A 19,474-nucleotide genomic window follows, 5' to 3' on the forward strand; every position below is an offset into this window, starting at 1 on the left:
GGCGCATCATCTGGTAGGCCGCCACGGTAGAGTCGAAACCACCGGACATCAGCACCAGGGTCTGCTCCAGGGCGCCCAGCGGATAGCCGCCAATGCCGTTGTGCTGATTGTGAATCACGTACAGGCGCTGGTTGCGAATTTCGATGCGCACCAGCACTTCCGGGTTCTTCAGCTCGATGCCGGCGGCGCCGCACTGCTGGCGCAACTGGCTGCCGACGTAACGGTCGACGTCCATCGAAGTGAAGTCATGGTGGCCGCCGCGCTTGCAACGTACGGCAAAGTGCTTGCCGGCCAGCAGGTGGCCGAAGTGCTGCTTGCACTTGGCGACGATGTCGTCGAAGTCACCCAGCGGGTACTCTTCTACCTGCAGGAAGTGGGTGATACCCGGGGTGCAGGTGAGGCGTTCGATGATCTCGCGCTGAACCTTTTCGTCTTCGACGCGGGTGACCACCTCGAGATTGTCCCAGACACCATCGACCGCGAGCTCGGGATCCAGATCCTTGAGCACGTTGCGGATGTTCTTGGCGAGCTGGCGGATGAAGCGCTTGCGCACCGGCCGGCTCTTGATGGTGATTTCTGGGAAGACTTTGACGATAAGTTTCATTGGTTAACAGTGCGCGCAGGGCCTGCCGAAAATGAGGGGCGCGAATTATATCGGAAATTGCTCAGGATTTGACCAACTTTTGTACAGAAGGTCGGATTTATATTACCTGCACCGGCCTCATCGCCGGCAAGCCAGCTCCTACAGGCCCTCCACAGGTATCAAGAGCTGCGCCCTACCTGTGGGAGCTGGCTTGCCGGCGATGAGGCCCTCAAGAAAACACATCAAACAACCAATGCACAATATTGGTGCGCAGCCTGCAGAATTCGCATCTTTAGGGTGCATTTTTCAGGCTCACCCAACCTTCAAATGCCCGCAAACGCCTCCTTTTATCCCTACCTCGCCATTTTCGGGCACTGGCATGCAATTTGCTCCCTTGTGAGGCAGGTAAGCTTGGCCGACTATCCGCGCCTGGCAACACCCTTTTTCCAGGGCAGCGGCCCACCGCGCTCTAGACCCTCCGGAGGACAACATGTCGAAGTCGGTTCAACTCATCAAAGATCATGACGTCAAGTGGATTGATCTGCGTTTCACGGACACCAAAGGCATTCAGCACCACGTGACCATGCCGTCGCGTGACGCCCTGGACGAAGACTTCTTCGAAGTCGGCAAGATGTTCGACGGCTCCTCCATCGCTGGCTGGAAAGGCATCGAAGCCTCCGACATGATCCTGATGCCGGTCGACGACACTGCCGTGCTGGACCCGTTCACCGAAGAGCCGACCCTGATCATCACCTGTGACATCGTCGACCCATCGAGCATGCAGGGCTACGACCGCGACCCACGTGCGATCGCCAAGCGTGCCGAAGAGTACCTGAAGAGCACCGGTATCGGTGACACCGTGTTCGCAGGCCCTGAGCCTGAGTTCTTCATCTTCGACGAAGTGAAGTTCCATTCCGACATCTCCGGCTCGATGTTCAAGATCTTCTCCGAGCAAGGCTCGTGGATGACCGGTGCTGACGTGGAAGGCGGCAACAAAGGCCACCGTCCAGGCGTGAAAGGCGGCTACTTCCCGGTTCCGCCGTTCGACCACGACCACGAAATCCGTACTGCCATGTGCAACGCACTGGAAGAAATGGGCCAGATCGTCGAAGTTCACCACCACGAAGTGGCGACTGCCGGCCAGAACGAAATCGGCGTCAAATTCAACACCCTGGTGAAGAAGGCTGACGAAGTACAGGCCCTGAAGTACGTCGTGCACAACGTTGCCGACGCCTACGGCCGTACCGCCACCTTCATGCCGAAGCCACTGTACGGCGACAACGGCTCGGGCATGCACGTGCACATGTCGATCTGGAAAGAAGGCAAGAACACCTTCTCGGGTGAAGGCTATGCCGGCCTGTCCGACACCGCCCTGTACTTCATCGGCGGCATCATCAAGCACGGCAAAGCCCTGAACGGCTTTACCAACCCGTCGACCAACTCCTACAAGCGTCTGGTCCCAGGCTTCGAAGCCCCGGTAATGCTGGCCTACTCGGCTCGCAACCGTTCCGCCTCGATCCGTATTCCTTACGTCGGCAGCCCGAAAGCCCGCCGTATCGAAGCACGTTTCCCGGACCCATCGGCCAACCCGTACCTGGCCTTCGCGGCCCTGCTGATGGCTGGCCTGGACGGCATCCAGAACAAGATCCACCCAGGCGATGCTGCCGACAAGAACCTGTACGACCTGCCACCGGAAGAGGCCAAGGACATTCCGCAAGTATGCGGCAGCCTGAAAGAAGCCCTGGAAGAGCTGGACAAAGGCCGTGCGTTCCTGACCAAAGGCGGCGTGTTCTCCGACGACTTCATCGATGCCTTCATCGAGCTGAAGAGCGAAGAAGAGATCAAGGTCCGTACCTTCGTGCACCCGCTGGAATACGAGCTGTACTACAGCTGCTGATCTGATCGGCGCCTGGCGCCGATGACATGATCCAGACGGCCTCCCTCGGGAGGCCGTTTTCGTTTCTGCTCCCACAAAAACCTTTACCAGCCACGCTATGCTCTATCTTGGTGCACATTTTTGCTCCGTGCTCCCATTTGCTCGCCAAACTGGTTCAGATGAAACGTTTCATCCAGAGTTTTTGATCCGATATCGCGCAGATCCAGGCCTTTCTCGTTAAATCCCGCTTCTTTTCGGAGCTTTGGTTTGTTTCTTGCATTTTCTTGTACAAGAATTCGCACCAGCGGATCCAACCTGCGCCCGGCCCTTGCCAAAGGAGTGCCAGGCAAGCGCCAAAAGAGGTCACCGACGCCATATGACCATCAGCGATGCACAGCACCGTCTGCTTCTGGACAACCTGACCACCGCCACGCTGCTGCTCAATGCGGATCTGCGCCTGGAGTACATGAACCCGGCCGCAGAAATGCTGCTGGCCGTTAGCGGCCAACGCAGCCATGGCCAGTTCATCAGCGAACTGTTCACTGAATCGACCGAAGCGCTCAGCTCGCTGCGCCAGGCGGTGGAGCAGGCGCACCCCTTCACCAAGCGCGAAGCGCAACTGACATCGCTGACCGGGCAGACCATTACCGTCGATTACGCCGTCACGCCCATCCTGCACCAGGGCCAGACCCTGCTGCTGCTGGAGGTGCACCCACGTGACCGGTTGCTGCGCATCACCAAGGAAGAGGCCCAGCTGAGCAAGCAGGAAACCACCAAGATGCTGGTGCGCGGCCTGGCCCATGAGATCAAGAACCCGCTCGGCGGCATTCGCGGCGCCGCACAGTTATTGGCGCGCGAGCTGCCCGAAGACGGCCTGCGCGACTACACCAATGTGATCATCGAAGAGGCCGACCGCCTGCGCAACCTGGTCGACCGCATGCTCGGCTCGAACAAGCTGCCATCGCTGGCAATGACCAATATTCATGAGGTGCTGGAACGGGTCTGCAGCCTGGTCGAGGCCGAAAGCCAGGGCTGCATCACTTTGGTGCGCGATTATGACCCGAGCCTGCCCGATGTACTGATCGACAGTGAGCAGATGATCCAGGCCGTACTCAACATCGTGCGCAACGCCATGCAGGCCATCAGCTCGCAGAATGAGCTGCGCCTGGGCCGCATCACTCTGCGCAGCCGCGCCCTGCGCCAGTTCACCATCGGCCATGTGCGTCATCGCCTGGTGGCACGGGTGGAGATCATCGACAACGGCCCGGGCATTCCCTCGGAACTGCAGGACACCCTCTTCTATCCCATGGTCAGCGGCCGCCCGGACGGTACCGGGCTGGGCCTGGCCATTACCCAGAACATCATCAGCCAGCACCAGGGCCTGATCGAGTGTGAAAGCCATGCCGGCCACACCGCCTTCTCGATCTACCTGCCCCTGGAACAAGGAGCCACCGCCTCATGAGCCGAAGTGAAACCGTATGGATCGTCGACGATGATCGTTCCATCCGCTGGGTCCTGGAAAAAGCCCTGCAACAGGAAGGCATGACCACCCAGAGCTTCGACAGCGCAGACGGTGTGATGGGGCGCCTGGCACGCCAGCAGCCGGACGTGATCATTTCCGACATCCGCATGCCCGGCGCCAGCGGCCTGGACTTGCTGGCGCAGATCCGCGAGCAGCACCCGCGCCTGCCGGTCATCATCATGACCGCGCATTCAGACCTGGACAGCGCTGTGGCGTCGTACCAGGGCGGTGCCTTCGAATACCTGCCCAAGCCGTTTGATGTGGACGAGGCTGTCTCGCTGGTCAAACGCGCCAACCAGCATGCGCAGGAGCAACAAGGGCTGGATGTGCCGCAGAACCTGGCACGCACCCCGGAGATCATCGGTGAAGCACCGGCGATGCAGGAGGTGTTCCGCGCCATTGGCCGCCTCAGCCATTCCAACATCACTGTGCTGATCAACGGTGAGTCGGGTACCGGTAAAGAGCTGGTCGCCCACGCCCTGCACCGCCACAGCCCGCGCGCGGCATCGCCGTTCATTGCCCTGAACATGGCGGCCATCCCCAAGGACTTGATGGAGTCCGAGCTGTTCGGCCATGAAAAGGGCGCCTTCACCGGGGCGGCCAACCTGCGCCGCGGCCGTTTCGAACAAGCGGACGGCGGTACGCTGTTCCTTGACGAGATTGGCGACATGCCCGCCGACACCCAGACCCGCCTGCTGCGGGTGTTGGCCGATGGCGAGTTCTACCGGGTGGGCGGCCACGTGCCGGTCAAGGTCGATGTGCGCATCATCGCCGCTACCCACCAGAACCTGGAGTCGCTGGTGCAGGCTGGCAAGTTTCGCGAGGACTTGTTCCACCGCCTGAACGTGATCCGCATTCACATTCCGCGCCTGGCCGACCGCCGCGAAGACATTCCCACCCTTGCACGCCACTTCCTGGCCCGCGCGGCCCAGGAGCTGGCCGTCGAGCCCAAGGTCCTGAAGCCGGAGACCGAAGAGTTCATCCGTAACCTGCCATGGCCGGGTAACGTGCGGCAGATGGAGAACACCTGCCGGTGGATCACCGTGATGGCCTCCAGCCGCGAAGTGCTGATCGGTGACCTGCCGCCCGAGCTGCTGAACCTGCCGCAGGACGCCGCGCCGGTGACCAACTGGGAGCAGGCCCTGCGCCAATGGGCTGACCAGGCGTTGGCCCGTGGGCAGACCAACCTGCTGGACAGCGCGGTACCGAGCTTTGAGCGGATCATGATCGAGACGGCGCTCAAGCACACCGCCGGGCGGCGCCGGGATGCCGCACTGTTGCTGGGGTGGGGACGCAATACCCTGACGCGCAAGATCAAGGAGCTGGGAATGAATGTGGCGGGTGGGGATGATGAGGAGGGTGAAGACCATTAATCCTTGACCACCTGAACTGACGCATTCGCGGGTGAACCCGCTCCCACAGATACTGCACCGACCTAGAGGCTTGTGCTGTACCTGTGGGAGCGGGTTCACCCGCGAATGCGTTTGGGGCGCAAAACCAGACACCGCCCCAATGCACCGATCCTGTGCCCACTGCACCTCCCGAAGGCACAAACCCCCTCAACATCCGGCCAAATCCCCCTGAAAGCCCAGTATTCACGGGCTTTGCAAAACTGGCACGCCCCCTGCAATAGCTATCGCATCACCAGTTTCGGGGGCCCTGGTACAGGCAGGCCGGGTGACCCCTCTTTTATTCGCAACACCGCCCGTTTTGGGGACCCTGGTACAGGCAGGCCGGGACATCCCCTCTTTTATTCGTGCAGCTTCACCTGCACCCGCCAACGCCCATCGTCCTCTGCACCGGCCCACTCGCCGTGCAGGGGGCGCGCGGCCACCACCGTCAGCAACAACCCTTCCTTGCTCCGCTGTACCCGCCAGCTGACGGGCTTGCCCTGCAAGCTAAGTTGCCCCTGCTGGACCTTGCCCTCGGCCTGGAACAACAGCGCAACGGTGCCTTCCACATTCTCGCCATGCAGTTTGGGTTCTGCGTTGAACCACAGTTCCAGGCCGTCCTGGACCACCTCCACCTGCTGCAGTTCGCGCTCCTCTGGCGCGGTCAGGCGGCCGATCATCAGCCCGACCATCAAGCCGACAATCGCCAACGACAGCATCACCCGCGGGAACGCCTTCGAACGCACGTCCGGTTCAGGGGTAGAATGCCCGTCATCTTCACGCTTGGAGCCGTGCATGTTTCACGTCATCCTTTTTCAACCAGAAATTCCGCCGAATACCGGCAATATCATTCGCCTGTGTGCCAACAGCGGCTGCGAGCTGCACCTGATCGAGCCCATCAGCTTCGAACTGGATGACAAGCGCCTGCGGCGTGCGGGGCTGGACTACCACGAGTATGCCACGCTCAAGCGCCACGAGAGCCTGGCCGGATGCCTGGCAAGCCTGGGCAACCCACGGTTGTTCGCCTTTACCACCAAGGGCTCGCACTCGTTCCACGAAGTGGCCTACCAGCCGGGCGACGCGTTCCTGTTCGGGCCGGAGAGCCGTGGCTTGCCGGCCGACGTGCTGGACAGTTTGCCGGCCGAGCAACGCCTGCGCCTGCCGATGCGACCAGGGTGCCGCAGCCTGAACCTGTCCAATACCGTGGCGGTGACGGTGTATGAGGCGTGGCGGCAGAACGGGTTTGCCGGGAGCTGATGAACTGCCTGTACCGGCCCTGTCGCCGGCAAGCCAGCTCCCACAGGGACCGCATACAGCTCAGGTCCTGTGCAGTACCTGTGGGAGCTGGCTTGCCGGCGACAGGGCCGGTACAGGCAACAAAAAAGCGCCCCGAAAGGCGCTTTCTTGATAGAGCCAGCGATTACTGCACAGTCGGCGCTTCGCCAGCTTCCTGCATGCGCTGCATTTCTTGCGCGTACAGGGCGTCGAAGTTGACCGGCGACAGCATCAGGGCCGGGAACGAACCGCGGGTCACCAGGCTGTCCAGGGTCTCACGGGCGTAAGGGAACAGGATGTTGGGGCAGAACGCGCCCAGGGTGTGGCTCATCGAAGCTGCATCGAGGTTGGCGATCAGGAAGATGCCAGCCTGCTGCACTTCAGCGATGAAGGCCACTTCGTCACCGTTCTTGACGGTAACCGACAGGGTCAGCACCACTTCGTGGAAGTCACCTTCCAGGGCTTTCTGCTTGGTGTTCAGGTCCAGCGCAACGCTCGGTTCCCAGGTCTGGCGGAAGATCTGCGGGCTTTTCGGGGCCTCGAACGACAGATCGCGCACATAGATACGCTGCATGGAGAACTGCGGGCTGTTGTCTTCTGCAGCAGCGCCGTTGGTCTGTTGGTCAGTCATGGCAGATCCTTATCCTAATGTTTTTGAATGCAGTGCAAATCAGGCCGCCAGCAGCGCGTCGAGCTTGCCGGCGCGCTCCAGGGCATAGAGGTCATCGCATCCACCGACATGGGTGCTGCCGATCCAGATCTGCGGTACCGATGTACGGCCGGCCTTCTGGCTCATCTCGGCGCGAACCTGCGGCTTGCCGTCGACCTTGATTTCCTCGAAGGCCACGCCCTTGCTCTCGAGCAGGTACTTGGCGCGCATGCAGTAGGGGCAGTAGTCGCTGGAATAGACGATGACAGGCTTCATATCACTTCACCAGGGGCAGGTTATCGGCTTTCCAGCTGGAAACGCCACCGCTCAGTTTGGCGGCGTTGTAACCGGCTTTTAGCAGCTCGCGGCAATGCGTGCCGGACTGCTGGCCCATCGCATCGACGATGATCAGGGTCTTCTCTTTGTGCTTTTCCAGCTCGCTCATGCGGGCGGCAAGCTTGTCCTGCGGGATGTTCACCGCACCGACGATGTGACCGGCGGAATATTCCTTGGCCGGGCGAATGTCGATCACCAGGGCCTTGTCGGCGTTGACCAGGGCAGTCAGCTGGCCATTGCTCAGGCTCTGGCCGCCACGACGGATTTCATTGATAAGCAGCAGGACCAGCAGAATGAGGAAGATCGCAACCAGGATGTAGTGATCTGTCGCGAATTGAATCAGGTGAGCAACCATCAGCGGTGTTCCAGGCGATTGAAAATGCCGGCCAGTATACACAGCCCCATGGTGCCACCAAAGCCCGACGGGCCGGCGGGAAAACCAACCTTCATGTTGCTACCACGGGTGCGCCGGTCGGGGGAATGGGACGAATATTCGCCGTGGGTGGCGTATTTGCCCTAAAATGCGTTTCTTTATCATCTTTGAACAACCGTGAGTTTGATTGATGACGAGTACGCCCAAACCCCTGGTCCTGATTATCCTGGACGGCTTCGGCCACAGTGAAATCCCCGAACACAACGCCATCTTTGCCGCCAATACCCCGGTCTATGACCGCCTGCGCGCCAACCAGCCGCACGGCCTCATTTCTGGTTCAGGCATGGATGTCGGCCTGCCGGACGGGCAGATGGGCAACTCCGAAGTCGGTCACATGAACCTCGGTGCAGGGCGCGTCGTCTATCAGGACTTCACCCGGGTGACCAAGGCCATCCGCGACGGCGAGTTCTTCCACAACCCGGTGCTCACCGGCGCCGTGGACAAGGCAGCCAATGCCGGCAAGGCTGTGCATATCCTTGGCCTGCTGTCCGATGGCGGCGTGCACAGCCACCAGGACCACCTGGTGGCCATGGCCGAGCTGGCCGCGCAGCGCGGCGCGGAAAAGATCTACCTGCACGCCTTCCTCGATGGCCGCGACACCCCGCCACGCAGCGCACAATCGTCCATCGAACTGCTCGACGCCACCTTTGCCAAGCTGGGCAAGGGCCGCATCGCCAGCATCATCGGCCGCTACTTCGCCATGGACCGCGACAACCGCTGGGACCGCGTCAGCGCCGCCTACAACCTGATCGTCGACAGCACCGCCGAGTACAGCGCCGACACCGCCCAGGCAGGCCTGGAAGCCGCCTACGCCCGTGACGAGAGCGACGAGTTCGTCAAGGCCACGCGTATCGGCGAAGCGGTCAAGGTGGAAGACGGCGATGCCGTGATCTTCATGAACTTCCGCGCCGACCGTGCTCGCGAGCTGTCGCGCGCCTTCGTCGAGCCCGACTTCAACGAATTCCCCCGTACCCGCCTGCCAAAACTGGCGGCCTACATCGGCCTGACCCAGTACTCGGCCAAAATCGCGGCCCCTGCCGCCTTCGCCCCGGCCAGCCTGGACAACGTGCTGGGCGAGTACCTGGCGAAAAACGGCAAGACCCAGCTGCGCATTGCCGAGACCGAAAAGTACGCACACGTGACATTCTTCTTCTCCGGTGGCCGTGAAGAGCCATTCGAAGGCGAAGAGCGCATCCTGATCCCGTCGCCGAAGGTCGCCACCTATGACCTGCAACCGGAAATGAATGCACCTGAAGTGACTGACCGCATTGTCGAAGCCATCGAGCAGCAGCGTTACGACGTGATCGTGGTCAACTACGCCAATGGCGACATGGTCGGCCACACCGGCGTGTTCGCAGCCGCGGTCAAGGCGGTTGAAGCGCTGGACACCTGCGTCGGGCGCATTGTCGAGGCCTTGGCCAAAGTGGACGGCGAAGCGCTGATTACCGCCGACCATGGCAACGTCGAGCAGATGGAAGACGAATGCACCGGTCAGGCGCACACCGCGCACACGACCGAGCCCGTGCCGTTCATCTATGTGGGCAAGCGTAACGTCAAGGTACGTGACGGCGGGGTGTTGGCTGATGTCGCGCCGACCATGCTGAAGCTGCTGGGGCTGGAAAAGCCGGCGGAAATGACCGGTACTTCGATCCTGATCGACGCTTGATTCTGAGTAGGGGGCCGCGCTGCGGCCCATCGCCGGCAAGCCAGCTCCCACAGGTAACGTGCACAATTTCAAGGCTTGTGGTGATTTTGTGGGAGCTGGCTTGCCGGCGATTGGGCTGCAAAGCAGCCCCTTTGCACATGAATTCCAGACAAACGCCCCCCTGCACCCGCAGCGAGGCGTTTTTTTTGCCTGCCCAGGCGGGCATACTAGGCCAGTCTCCATCCCTGGTACGCCAAACCCCATGCTTCGCGCCCTGATTCTCCTAGCCCTGTCATGCCTGCTCAGCCCGGCCTTCGCCGACGAGCGTGCGCAGACCCAGCAGCAACTGGACGCCACCCGCCAGGATATTGCCGAGCTCAAGAAGACGCTGGGCAAGCTCCAGGAAGAAAAGGCCGGTGTGCAAAAGGACCTCAAGACTACCGAGACCGATATCGGCAAGCTGGAAAAGCAGGTGGAGGCCCTGCAACAAGAACTAAAAAAGACCGAGGGCGAGCTGGAGCGCCTTGATACCGAGAAAAAAAAACTCCAGAGCGCCCGCGTTGAACAACAGCGGCTGATCGCCATCCAGGCCCGTTCGGCCTATCAGAACAACGGCCGTGAGGAATACCTCAAGCTGCTGCTCAACCAGCAGAACCCGGAAAAGTTCGCCCGCACCCTCACCTACTACGACTACCTGAGCAAGGCGCGCCTGGAGCAACTGCGCACCTTCAACGAGACCTTGCGCCAGCTGGCCAACGTCGAGCAGGAAATCTCCAGCCAGCAGGAACAACTGCTGGCCCAGCGTGCCGACCTCGACAGCCGCCGCCAGGCCCTGGAAGCCGAGCGCGGCAAGCGCCAGCAGGTGCTGGCCAAGCTCAACAGCGACGTCAAAGACCGCGACCAGAAGCTGCAGGCGCGCGAGCAAGACCAGGCCGACCTGGCCAAAGTCCTCAAGACCATTGAGGAAACCCTGGCGCGCCAGGCCCGCGAGGCCGAAGAAGCACGCCAGAAAGCCCTGCTGGCCCAGCAGGAAGCCGAAAAACGCCGCCAACAGGAAGCCCTGGCCGCCGCCGCTGCCCGCGACCAGGCCCGCGAACCCGTGGAGCCGCCGAAAAAGGCCCGCACCACCCTCGGCCCGATGGTTTCCAGCGACAGCGCCAGCTATGGCGGAGCTTTTTCTGCCGCACGGGGCAAACTTCCGTGGCCAGTCAATGGTCGATTGCTGGCACGCTTCGGTGATGCCCGCGGCAGCGATGCACGCGCCAAGTGGGACGGGGTGATGATCAGCGCCAACCCAGGCACCCAGGTGCGGGCCGTGCACGGCGGGCGGGTGGTCTTCGCTGACTGGTTGCGCGGCGCGGGGCTTCTGGTCATTCTCGACCATGGCAACGGTTACCTGAGCCTGTACGGCCACAACCAGAGCCTGCTGAAGAGCGCCGGTGATATCGTCAAGGCCGGTGAAGCCATTTCCACCGTTGGCGACAGCGGTGGCCAGGACACGGCAGGCTTGTACTTCGCCATCCGCCAGCAGGGCCGGCCTACCGACCCTTCGCAGTGGTGCCGGGGCTAGTCACATTTATACGGGGTAGCCTGAGGGCTGCACCGATGCTCCGCAGGGAGCGCTTACAGGATCAGGAGTTCGTTCGACATGCTGCACTCGCCTCGTCTCACCCAGCTGGCCCTGTCCATCGCCCTGGCGGTCGGCGCGCCCCTGGCCATTGCTGCGGAAAAGGCCCAGCCTGCTCCGGCGGCAGCCGTACCGGCCACCGAGGTGACTGCCAAGGCACCGCTGCCGCTCGAAGAATTGCGCACCTTCGCCGAGGTGATGGACCGTATCAAGGCGGCCTATGTCGAGCCGGTGGACGACAAGACCCTGCTGGAAAACGCCATCAAGGGCATGCTCAGCAACCTCGACCCGCACTCGGCCTACCTCGGCCCCGAGGACTTTCAGGAGCTGCAGGAAAGCACCAGCGGCGAGTTCGGCGGGCTGGGCATCGAAGTGGGCCAGGAAGACGGCTTCATCAAGGTGGTGTCGCCGATCGATGACACCCCGGCCTCGCGTGCCGGTGTGCAGGCGGGCGACCTGATCGTCAAGATCAACGGCGCCCCGACCCGCGGCCAGACCATGACCGAAGCTGTCGACAAGATGCGCGGCAAGATCGGCGAAAAAATCACCCTGACCCTGGTACGCGACGGCGGTAACCCGTTCGATGTCACCCTGGCCCGCGCGGTCATTCAGGTCAAGAGCGTGAAAAGCCAGCTGCTGGAGAACGACTACGGCTACATCCGCATCACCCAGTTCCAGGTCAAGACCGGCGACGAAGTCGGCAAGGCCCTGGCCAAGATGCGCAAGGACAACGGCAAGAAGTTGCGCGGCGTGGTGCTGGACCTGCGCAACAACCCGGGCGGCGTGTTGCAGTCGGCGGTAGAAGTGGCCGACCACTTCCTGACCAAGGGCCTGATCGTCTATACCAAGGGCCGCATCGCCAATTCCGAGCTGCGCTTCTCGGCCGACCCGGCCGACGCCAGCGAAGGCGTGCCGCTGGTGGTGCTGATCAACGGCGGCAGCGCTTCGGCCTCGGAAATTGTCGCCGGGGCCCTGCAGGACCAGAAGCGCGCCGTGCTGATGGGTACCGACAGCTTCGGCAAAGGCTCGGTGCAGACCGTGCTGCCGCTGGCCAACGACCGTGCCCTGAAGCTGACCACCGCGCTGTACTACACCCCCAACGGCCGCTCGATCCAGGCCCAGGGCATTGTCCCCGACATTGAAGTGCGCCCGGCCAAGCTCACCGCCGAAATCGACACCGACAACTTCAAGGAAGCCGATCTTCAGGGCCACCTTGGCAACGGCAACGGCGGCGCCGACCGCCCGACCGGCAGCAGCAAACGCAAGGAGCGCCCGCAGGATGACGACTTCCAGCTGAGCCAGGCACTGAGCCTGCTCAAGGGCCTGAACATTACCTCGGGTAAATGATCCAGCCCATGCGTTATCCGCTGTGCCTGCTGTTCTGCCTGGTCGCCGGTGTCGCGCAAGCGGCACCGGCGGGCAAGGCGTACATGAGCATAATCATCGACGACCTCGGCCAGAGCCCCGAGCGTGACAGCCGCACCCTTGCCCTGCCCGGCCCGGTAACCATGGCGATCATGCCCGACACCCCCCACGCCAGCGACTTCGCCCGCCAGGCGCACAAGGCCGGCAAGACGGTGATTCTGCACATGCCTATGGACCCGGCCACCGGACCGTACGCCTGGCACCCGGGCCTGCCCATCGAGGAACTGGCCAGGCGCCTGGAGGCCGCGCTGCTCAAGGTCCCCTACGCTGCAGGCATCAACAACCACATGGGCAGCCGCATGACCGCACAGCGCGCGCCGATGGCCTGGCTGATGGCCCAGTTGCAGCAACGTCACCTGTTCTTCGTCGACAGCCGCACCAGCGCCGCCACGGTGGCGGCCGCCGAGGCACAAGCGCAAGGGTTGGCGCATGTCTCGCGCGATGTGTTTCTGGACGACGTACGCACCACCGAGGCGATTACCGGGCAGCTGCAGCAGGGCATTGCCCTGGCGCGCAAGCAAGGCTCGGCGGTGCTGATCGGACACCCGTATCCACAGACGCTCGAGGTACTGGCACGCGAGCTGCCACACTTGAAAAGCCAAGGCATCACCCTGGTCACACTGCACCAGATGATCGCCGAGCGAAGCAATCAGGCCATGCCGGCGCATGGTAAGCATGGCCGCTACAGCAACCGCTGAACGGCCTGCCTGCTCAAACGAAAGGAATGATTCCCCTGGCCTGCTCCAGGGTCAACCTGCCGCGGTGCACCCGCTCACCCGCAGCAGATTCCGCGCGGTTGCTCATGCTGCGCTGGCGCCACGTCTTCAGGTGACCGTGAGTAAATTCCTCGGCAAAGGCATCAGCAGCCAGAAAATGAAAATGCGCGGCCCACAGATTCCGGCCCTGAGAATCGCCGGGTTTGGTCAAGCGCATGATCTTGTACTCGTCGAACGTGCTGCCGTCGTGCATCGTCTTTCTTGCGATGTATTCGACCTTGATCAGCCCCTGCTGATGCAGGAACTGCAATGCCTGGGCAGAGGGGTAGTGGGTGCCGGTATAAAGCGTCGTAAGTTGCAGGTTTTTGTCCGACCGAAGCCGATCCGCAGCGCTTTCCAGTTGCCTGACCAAAGCGTCGCCAGAGCCTTCTTCACGCAAGTCGGCCACCACCCGGTCGAGCTTCTCGAGCTGCCCATCGAATAGTTGAGCGAGCAAGCCCGCCTTGATGTCGTTGGCGACATAGGCTTTGGCCTTGCTCTCGATAACGGCATTTTCGTCCAGCAGCGCTTGTACGCGCATTGCCAGATCCGTTGAAGGGGCGGGCCCGGGCGATGGAATCGGCTGCGCTTGTCGTTGCCGCCATTGGCCGTCTACCCAGTCGAATGTGGCCAGGACTTCGTTGGAAAAGGACTCGCGAATTTCGACGATACGCTGCCCGTCCTGCTCGACTTCAGTACCGATCAGCAACTGCCCCTGGTTGTTGCGTACCACCCGGTGCTGGTCGCTGGAGGCACTGTAAGGCGCTCGCGTGCCAGTGGCTGCAGACCCCTCCTGCTCCTGAACGGCTTCGACCAGACGACGGCCAGCATCCAGTTTGAGCTTCTCGACATGTGCTCGATATCGCTCAAGCATGGCGGGTTCTATGTGTTGCCCTCCGGCCGTCAGGATGCTGCTACTGTTGAGTATTGCCGCCGAATATTCGTCCCACGCTTCCTGCAGGATACCAATGCGGTCTTCAGCCGACAGGTTGACAAAATCGAGTACGCCATGCGCGCCTGCAGCGTTGCGCAGTGACGAACCTTTGAGTTCGCTTCTGTAGGTAGCAAGCGTCTCTCCCACACCAGCAACATCATCATGCAGTGACAGGTCAGCCAGGGTAATTATCTGATTGAAGCGCAACTGAACTGTAGAGACATTGCGCAAGGAGATCATTTGCCTGACGGTCAACGTCTCCCCGCCCAATAGACCGTTGATCTGGAGCTCATCAGAAGCATTGGCCAAGAGATTGTCCAGACGTTCGTACGCCAGAAGCATACGGTCCTTGAACCCTGCCAGCACCTCGAGTTTGCTCCGCCACAGCAAATAGACTTCGATGATTTCGTCTCCCGTGGCGGCTATCAGACGCTCCTGTAATTCGCTGAGCTCCCTGATTTCTGCCAACGTCTGTAGCTCGCGGAAGACGAAGTGGCTGTCGCGGATCAGCCGGACCCTGAGCGCAACCTCGGTCTCCGGCACGATCGTTCCCCAATGCCCTGCTGCGCGCTCAGTGGCGTACTTCGCCTCCTGCATGGCGGTCAGTAGCGGCAACAGTTGCTCTTCCTTGTGCAGTACCTGCTCGAGCTTGGCGACCGTTTCTTTGCGCAGGTTCAAAAGGTCCGCTTGCCATTGCGCAATGCGCTCGTCGTATTGGCTTATGGCCGCCCGCGCAGCGGCAGTATCACTGCCCTGGGGTTGCTCATCCACTTTCGCCTGAGCACCCGCCCTGATCCCTTGGAGTTTTGAAAGTTTATCCCGCTGCGCAATGATGCTCTTGCCCAGCGTGGCGAATTCGGTTCTCAGACTGCGGGCCTGCACTTCGAGCGCGCTGGCCGAGGACGACAGCTTCTTGAAGCGCTTGCTGATATTCAGGCTCAGGGCGCTAGCCTCCATCCCCCCGATACCCATGCCCGCATTCACTCGCCAAACGCCATCGAAAGGAATCAGCCATGCCCCGTAGCGGCCCTGAGCATCAACCACACGCGCGCCGATGCTCGAAAGCTCTACGCGATATACCTCACCGGCAAGGCTTGCATAGTAGCTGTCACCCATCTGGTACAGGCCAGCCGCATCACCCACGGTATGAGGTTTGACTCCGTTGAGTGACACGCTTGAACGCATGGCCAGCAGCTTTTCCCTCTGACGCAGGGGCAACGAGTTGAACCCCTGGCGGCCTCGGAATGAAAAGTCTGTGTATTGCCCGAAATAGGCGGGCAAAACCTCGCCAGCGTTTTCAGCGCTTTGAACTGGCTTCACCGCTAGCTCCGAAAACGCTCCGCTCTGTGGCGGAGGGCATTCGAACGCCGAGGCATCAGGCAACCCGCTCTCAGGGGTAACCTCCAGCTTCGGATGATGAGCATGCAAAAGGGTCATGCCCATGTTCAGCAACAGGTCGGCAATTGCAGCAGACCGCTCAAAGTCATTTCCTTGCTCAAGCGCCTGAAGGTCCGCTTGCAAGGCGCTCAGCGATTGTACCAACCAGGCCACGCTGGCCACCGGCCCGCGAACCAGCAATGTCGCCACATCGAACAACAGCCATGCACCTTCGCACAGGGTTTGCCAGCGGCTCTCTGCGTTGGACACCGACTGCTGGTCCGCCAGCATCAACAAGACGTCGCGGTTAGCTGCGTAAAGCCTTTCATCCACATTATTCCGCCAGAACTCAATCGCCAGTTCAACGGGCTCTGGGCGCTCTGGCAGCGCATAGGGGTCGATGCCGATGGCAGTGACATGCGGTTCACTGAAACCGCCGTTGTCGTAGACGCTGCGCACGGCGGGGTCCATCCAGTCGAGGATGCCGGCCTGCAACAGCCGGGATTCGCGCACATGTTCAAGCACCGCGGGAAGGCTTGCATACTCGCGAAGCGTGTCTTGCCTGAACAAGGGCCGATAAAGCAGTACCAAAGAAGGCTCGGCGCAAAACAACATATACATGCAATGAACCGGATCACTTTGACGCGAGTGCTGGCTACGCCTGAACGCCAGGGGAATCAGCATCATCCGCGGGGTGTCTGGGTCTACATGTCCTGCGCAATAGTCGACAACGCATTGCAACCCGCCCTCCTTCACCTTGCCATCGAGCTTGGCAGTGATGGCACTCTGTAGCAGCGCGCTGCGCCACTCTCTTGCAAAGCGCCTTATCCGTTCAGGCCGCCGGCCACTGTCATCAAGTTGGCCTGCAACATAGGCCGGATAACGGCCACCGATGTCTACCTGAGTGACCAGTCGCCTGGCTGCTTCGGCGTCCAGCCACGGCGGCGCCTCACTGCCGTCTCGGCGGCGAACCTTTTCGATAGCCGCGCCCTTCAGGGAGACAAGATTGCCAATGGCGAACTCGGTAAGGCTCTTGCTGCCGACGAATACCAGTGGCTCGCCGCCACCCGCACCTGCTGCCGGCCCGCCAGGCTCCCCACGCGCCAGGTACAGGTCCAACAGCAAATCGTCGGGCGAGCTGTCGTCACTGTAGTCAGCGTGTATCTGTTCAACGAGTTGCTCGCGGGCGTATTCATTCAATGTCTGGACGCCATCCAAGGCTGCAACACCGTCCGAATCGAGCTGGTCGAGCGCAAGTTGCAACAAGCCGGCGTGGCAGGCAAAGCTGTTTTCAGCCGTGCTTCTGCGCCAGCCGGGGGGGGGCTGTACCGCAGCGGTATCATCGGCATAGCTGATGAACCAGGATGACGGGTCGCTCAACTGGGCAAAGCGCTGCTCAAGTTCCGTCACATCGGTAATGCCCCGGTAGGCTAACCTCTCGACCCTGTTGAATAGGGTTTCGAGCAACAGTGAAACCTGCTGAGCAAAAATGTTGCCTTCGGCCGCGTAGCGAGTCCAACTCAGCTGCTCGAAGCTGTAGCGTTGCGCTAGCTCGTCACGCAGGGCGCGGCCGAATGCGCCCAACGACCCGAAGCTTCGCACCACACCCGACGGCGCACACCAAAGCACCACCTGCTGCTCGTCCCACTCGCCGGTCACCAGCAAATTGCACAATGTTTCCTCGGTGGTCACCGTAGCGCTGGTCAAAGTCGCTTTCACCAACCATACCGAGGGCTGATCTGCCCCGCCACGGATCAGGCCGCGAATGCAGGCTTGCTCCTTTTTATCCAGCGCCTGCAACGGCAAGCCACGCAGTAGAGCGGACTTCAGCAGCAGCTGTAACCAAAGATCGCGGCTTACCCCAGCGCTCCCCTGCTCGCTCCAGTAGGCCAGTTGCGCCTCACAAAAAAGCTGAGGCAACTGTTTTACAAGATTATCGAGCACGTTCGACACACCGCTCAATTGGCGGGTATCGAACTCGCTGGTTGAGCCGGCAAAGCGATGCGTGGCCAACAGCCCCAGATTATGGTGACGCCCGTCGACGGGTTCGATATCCAGCGGCGGTGGTTCAAGCAGAGCCAGCAGCACCCTGTCGACAAATGGCTGGGTCGTCCAATAGTCCGTGTCGGGCTCCGGGCTATCGAGCATCAGCGGATCAGCGCTGATCAGGGTAGGACTGACAAATGCCAGCCATGGCAGTTCGGCCAGCAACACCTTGAGCAGTTGCTCGCTGGCAACCTGTCGCAGCGTCGGGTGATCACCAAACTGCAGGGCCGCAGCGTGTTTGAAGTCGAAGGTAGGAATGTCGGGAGCGATCATGCAGCAGGCCTCCAATGGCAAAGCCGGTAGGCTGCTGCAAGCAATCACGGTGCCCGCGCTACATAAAGCTCAGACATGAAAAAGGCCTTGCTCTCTCGAGCAAGGCCTTGGGCGTTACAGTTTGTGTATCAGCTGTACACACGCCCCAGCAACTGCCGGTGGCTTTCGAACTGGTCCAGCACATCGCGTACGATCTGCTCCGGCGCAAAGCCCATCAGGTCGTATTCCTGGCTGCCGTCGTGCAGGTACACCTCGGCACGGTAGAAGCGCTGGCGCACTTCCGGCTCGCCTTCGACCGGCGCTTCGCTCGGCGCAGCCATGTAGCCGTCCAGGCTCACTTCATAGACGAACGGGTTGCCCTCTTCCATCATCACCCGCAGGCCCATCATGTTGCGCGACTGGCCAACCCGGGTTTCCACGTCGAAGCCCAGGGTCTGCAGTTGCGCAGCGGCTTCTTTCAGCGCCGGGCTGACCTGCTTGTCCATGAACCGCTGGACCACGGCCTGGGTCGGCTGCAATTCCAGCTGGCCCAGGCGCTCGCTGAAGCCGCGACGGCCACGGGCGGCCAGTTCGGCGCGCTCCTGCTCGACGACCACGTCCTGCTTCATGGCCTTGTACAGGCCGAACATGAACAGCACCAGCACCACCGAGAACGGCAAGCCGGCCAGCACCACCATGGTCTGCATGGCTTCGAAGTTGCCGGCGAACAGCAGGCCAATGGTGACCAGGGTGATGATGACCGACCAGAACACCACCATCCAGTGCGGGGCGTCTTCGTCGACCTTGCCGCCCTTGCACGAAAGGTTGGCCATCATCACCGCGCCCGAGTCGGCCGGGGTGAGGAACAGCACGAAGCCGACGAACACTGCCACACCAATCACGATCTTCGCCGCGGGGAAGTATTCCAGCAGCTGGTAGATCGACATCGACGGCTGCTCCAGCGCGGTCTTGCCCAGCTCGACAGCACCCTGGTTGATCACCAGGTCCAGCGCGGTGTTGCCGAAGATCGACAGCCAGGCCAAGGTGAAGCCCAGCGGGATCAGCAGCACACCCATTACCAGCTGGCGCACGGTGCGGCCTTTGGAGATACGGGCAATGAACATGCCGACAAACGGGCCCCAGGAAATCCACCAGGCCCAGTAGAACACGGTCCACAGGCCCAGCCAGCGCTCGGACTTGTCGCCCGACCCTTCATACACGTACAGGTCGAAGGTCTTCAGGACGATGCCGTTGAGGTAATCCCCCACGTTCTGCACCAGGCCATTGAGCAGGTGCAGGGTCTCGCCACCCAGCAGGACGAAGATCAGCAAACCGCTGAATAGCATGA

15 protein-coding genes are annotated in these 19,474 nt (G+C 61.4%); 8 read left to right on the forward strand and 7 right to left on the reverse strand.

The genetic code is table 11. The annotated features are described in order from the left end of the window. The coding region (locus tag HP547_RS14240; RefSeq protein WP_256676341.1) for a THUMP domain-containing protein at positions 1 to 604 on the reverse strand (604 nt) is incomplete at its 3' end. 469 nt (positions 605 to 1,073) lie between these two features. Between HP547_RS14240 and glnA the strand changes: the two genes are divergently transcribed. The 3 genes from glnA to ntrC all read left to right on the forward strand — a co-directional run bounded on the left by glnA (position 1,074) and on the right by ntrC (position 5,354). After that, positions 1,074 to 2,480 (forward strand): type I glutamate--ammonia ligase, encoded by a 1,407-nt coding sequence (gene glnA / locus HP547_RS14245; RefSeq protein ID WP_172227188.1) that lies wholly within the window; start codon positions 1,074 to 1,076, stop codon positions 2,478 to 2,480. A gap of 355 nt (positions 2,481 to 2,835) precedes the next feature. After that, entirely contained in the window at positions 2,836 to 3,921 is a 1,086-nt protein-coding gene (glnL, locus tag HP547_RS14250) for a nitrogen regulation protein NR(II) (protein ID WP_172286635.1), read from the forward strand. Next, the gene (ntrC, locus tag HP547_RS14255) at positions 3,918 to 5,354 is read left to right on the forward strand and encodes a nitrogen regulation protein NR(I) (RefSeq protein ID WP_172233324.1); all 1,437 of its coding nucleotides are present in this window, start codon (positions 3,918 to 3,920) and stop codon (positions 5,352 to 5,354) included. Before glnL ends, ntrC begins: the two co-directional genes overlap by 4 nt. Before the next feature lie 377 nt (positions 5,355 to 5,731). Here ntrC and HP547_RS14260 read toward each other — a convergent pair whose 3' ends face one another. Then, positions 5,732 to 6,169, reverse strand: coding sequence for a hypothetical protein (locus HP547_RS14260; protein ID WP_172286636.1), 438 nt, complete (start codon positions 6,167 to 6,169; stop codon positions 5,732 to 5,734). Here HP547_RS14260 and trmL point away from each other — a divergent pair. Then, a complete protein-coding gene (gene trmL, locus HP547_RS14265; RefSeq protein WP_172219828.1) occupies positions 6,168 to 6,629 on the forward strand; it encodes a tRNA (uridine(34)/cytosine(34)/5-carboxymethylaminomethyluridine(34)-2'-O)-methyltransferase TrmL in 462 nt (153 codons plus the stop codon). The two genes, HP547_RS14260 and trmL, sit on opposite strands and share 2 nt — an antisense overlap. 163 nt (positions 6,630 to 6,792) lie before the next feature. On the opposite strand, the gene secB is transcribed toward trmL, so the two are convergent. Genes secB through HP547_RS14280 form a run of 3 tightly spaced genes read right to left on the reverse strand, consistent with a single transcriptional unit; the run spans position 6,793 to position 7,987 of the window. Continuing rightward, positions 6,793 to 7,278, reverse strand: coding sequence for a protein-export chaperone SecB (gene secB, locus HP547_RS14270; RefSeq protein ID WP_172219825.1), 486 nt, complete (start codon positions 7,276 to 7,278; stop codon positions 6,793 to 6,795). Positions 7,279 to 7,317: 39 nt separating this feature from the next. Further along, positions 7,318 to 7,572, reverse strand: a complete 255-nt coding sequence (grxC, locus tag HP547_RS14275; RefSeq protein WP_003249204.1) for a glutaredoxin 3 — start codon at positions 7,570 to 7,572, stop codon at positions 7,318 to 7,320. A 1-nt stretch (position 7,573) separates the two neighbouring features. Further along, positions 7,574 to 7,987, reverse strand: a complete 414-nt coding sequence (locus HP547_RS14280) for a rhodanese-like domain-containing protein (RefSeq protein WP_172219822.1) — start codon at positions 7,985 to 7,987, stop codon at positions 7,574 to 7,576. Between the two features lie 208 nt (positions 7,988 to 8,195). Between HP547_RS14280 and gpmI the strand changes: the two genes are divergently transcribed. The 4 genes from gpmI (at position 8,196) to HP547_RS14300 (ending at position 13,460) form a co-directional block, all read left to right on the forward strand. Continuing rightward, positions 8,196 to 9,731, forward strand: coding sequence for a 2,3-bisphosphoglycerate-independent phosphoglycerate mutase (gene gpmI, locus HP547_RS14285; protein WP_172286637.1), 1,536 nt, complete (start codon positions 8,196 to 8,198; stop codon positions 9,729 to 9,731). A 241-nt stretch (positions 9,732 to 9,972) separates the two neighbouring features. Continuing rightward, positions 9,973 to 11,280 (forward strand): murein hydrolase activator EnvC, encoded by a 1,308-nt coding sequence (locus HP547_RS14290; RefSeq protein ID WP_172219816.1) that lies wholly within the window; start codon positions 9,973 to 9,975, stop codon positions 11,278 to 11,280. Positions 11,281 to 11,358: 78 nt separating this feature from the next. Continuing rightward, the gene (locus tag HP547_RS14295; protein ID WP_172219813.1) at positions 11,359 to 12,684 is read left to right on the forward strand and encodes a S41 family peptidase; all 1,326 of its coding nucleotides are present in this window, start codon (positions 11,359 to 11,361) and stop codon (positions 12,682 to 12,684) included. An 8-nt stretch (positions 12,685 to 12,692) separates the two neighbouring features. Next, the gene (locus HP547_RS14300; protein ID WP_172286638.1) at positions 12,693 to 13,460 is read left to right on the forward strand and encodes a divergent polysaccharide deacetylase family protein; all 768 of its coding nucleotides are present in this window, start codon (positions 12,693 to 12,695) and stop codon (positions 13,458 to 13,460) included. Between the two features lie 13 nt (positions 13,461 to 13,473). Here the strand turns inward: HP547_RS14300 and HP547_RS14305 are convergent, their stop codons facing one another. Next, complete coding sequence (locus HP547_RS14305) at positions 13,474 to 18,147, reverse strand: dermonecrotic toxin domain-containing protein (protein ID WP_172286639.1); 4,674 nt, start codon at positions 18,145 to 18,147, stop codon at positions 13,474 to 13,476. Positions 18,148 to 18,275: 128 nt separating this feature from the next. After that, a partial coding sequence (locus HP547_RS14310) for a BCCT family transporter (RefSeq protein ID WP_172286640.1) occupies positions 18,276 to 19,474 on the reverse strand: 1,199 nt, incomplete at its 5' end.

It is taken from the genome of Pseudomonas sp. CM27, from assembly GCF_013179515.1.
In the GTDB taxonomy this organism is placed as follows: Bacteria; Pseudomonadota; Gammaproteobacteria; order Pseudomonadales; family Pseudomonadaceae; genus Aquipseudomonas.

Bases quoted from the DNA above. Each gene is read 5' to 3' on its own strand.
- HP547_RS14280 (WP_172219822.1), bottom strand. From the start codon at position 7,987: ATGGTTGCTCACCTGATTCAATTCGCGACAGATCACTACATCCTGGTT.
- ntrC (WP_172233324.1), top strand. From the start codon at position 3,918: ATGAGCCGAAGTGAAACCGTATGGATCGTCGACGATGATCGTTCCATC.
- HP547_RS14305 (WP_172286639.1), bottom strand. From the start codon at position 18,147: ATGATCGCTCCCGACATTCCTACCTTCGACTTCAAACACGCTGCGGCC.
- HP547_RS14290 (WP_172219816.1), top strand. From the start codon at position 9,973: ATGCTTCGCGCCCTGATTCTCCTAGCCCTGTCATGCCTGCTCAGCCCG.
- HP547_RS14300 (WP_172286638.1), top strand. From the start codon at position 12,693: ATGCGTTATCCGCTGTGCCTGCTGTTCTGCCTGGTCGCCGGTGTCGCG.
- grxC (WP_003249204.1), bottom strand. From the start codon at position 7,572: ATGAAGCCTGTCATCGTCTATTCCAGCGACTACTGCCCCTACTGCATG.
- HP547_RS14260 (WP_172286636.1), bottom strand. From the start codon at position 6,169: ATGCACGGCTCCAAGCGTGAAGATGACGGGCATTCTACCCCTGAACCG.
- trmL (WP_172219828.1), top strand. From the start codon at position 6,168: ATGTTTCACGTCATCCTTTTTCAACCAGAAATTCCGCCGAATACCGGC.
- glnL (WP_172286635.1), top strand. From the start codon at position 2,836: ATGACCATCAGCGATGCACAGCACCGTCTGCTTCTGGACAACCTGACC.
- gpmI (WP_172286637.1), top strand. From the start codon at position 8,196: ATGACGAGTACGCCCAAACCCCTGGTCCTGATTATCCTGGACGGCTTC.
- secB (WP_172219825.1), bottom strand. From the start codon at position 7,278: ATGACTGACCAACAGACCAACGGCGCTGCTGCAGAAGACAACAGCCCG.
- glnA (WP_172227188.1), top strand. From the start codon at position 1,074: ATGTCGAAGTCGGTTCAACTCATCAAAGATCATGACGTCAAGTGGATT.
- HP547_RS14295 (WP_172219813.1), top strand. From the start codon at position 11,359: ATGCTGCACTCGCCTCGTCTCACCCAGCTGGCCCTGTCCATCGCCCTG.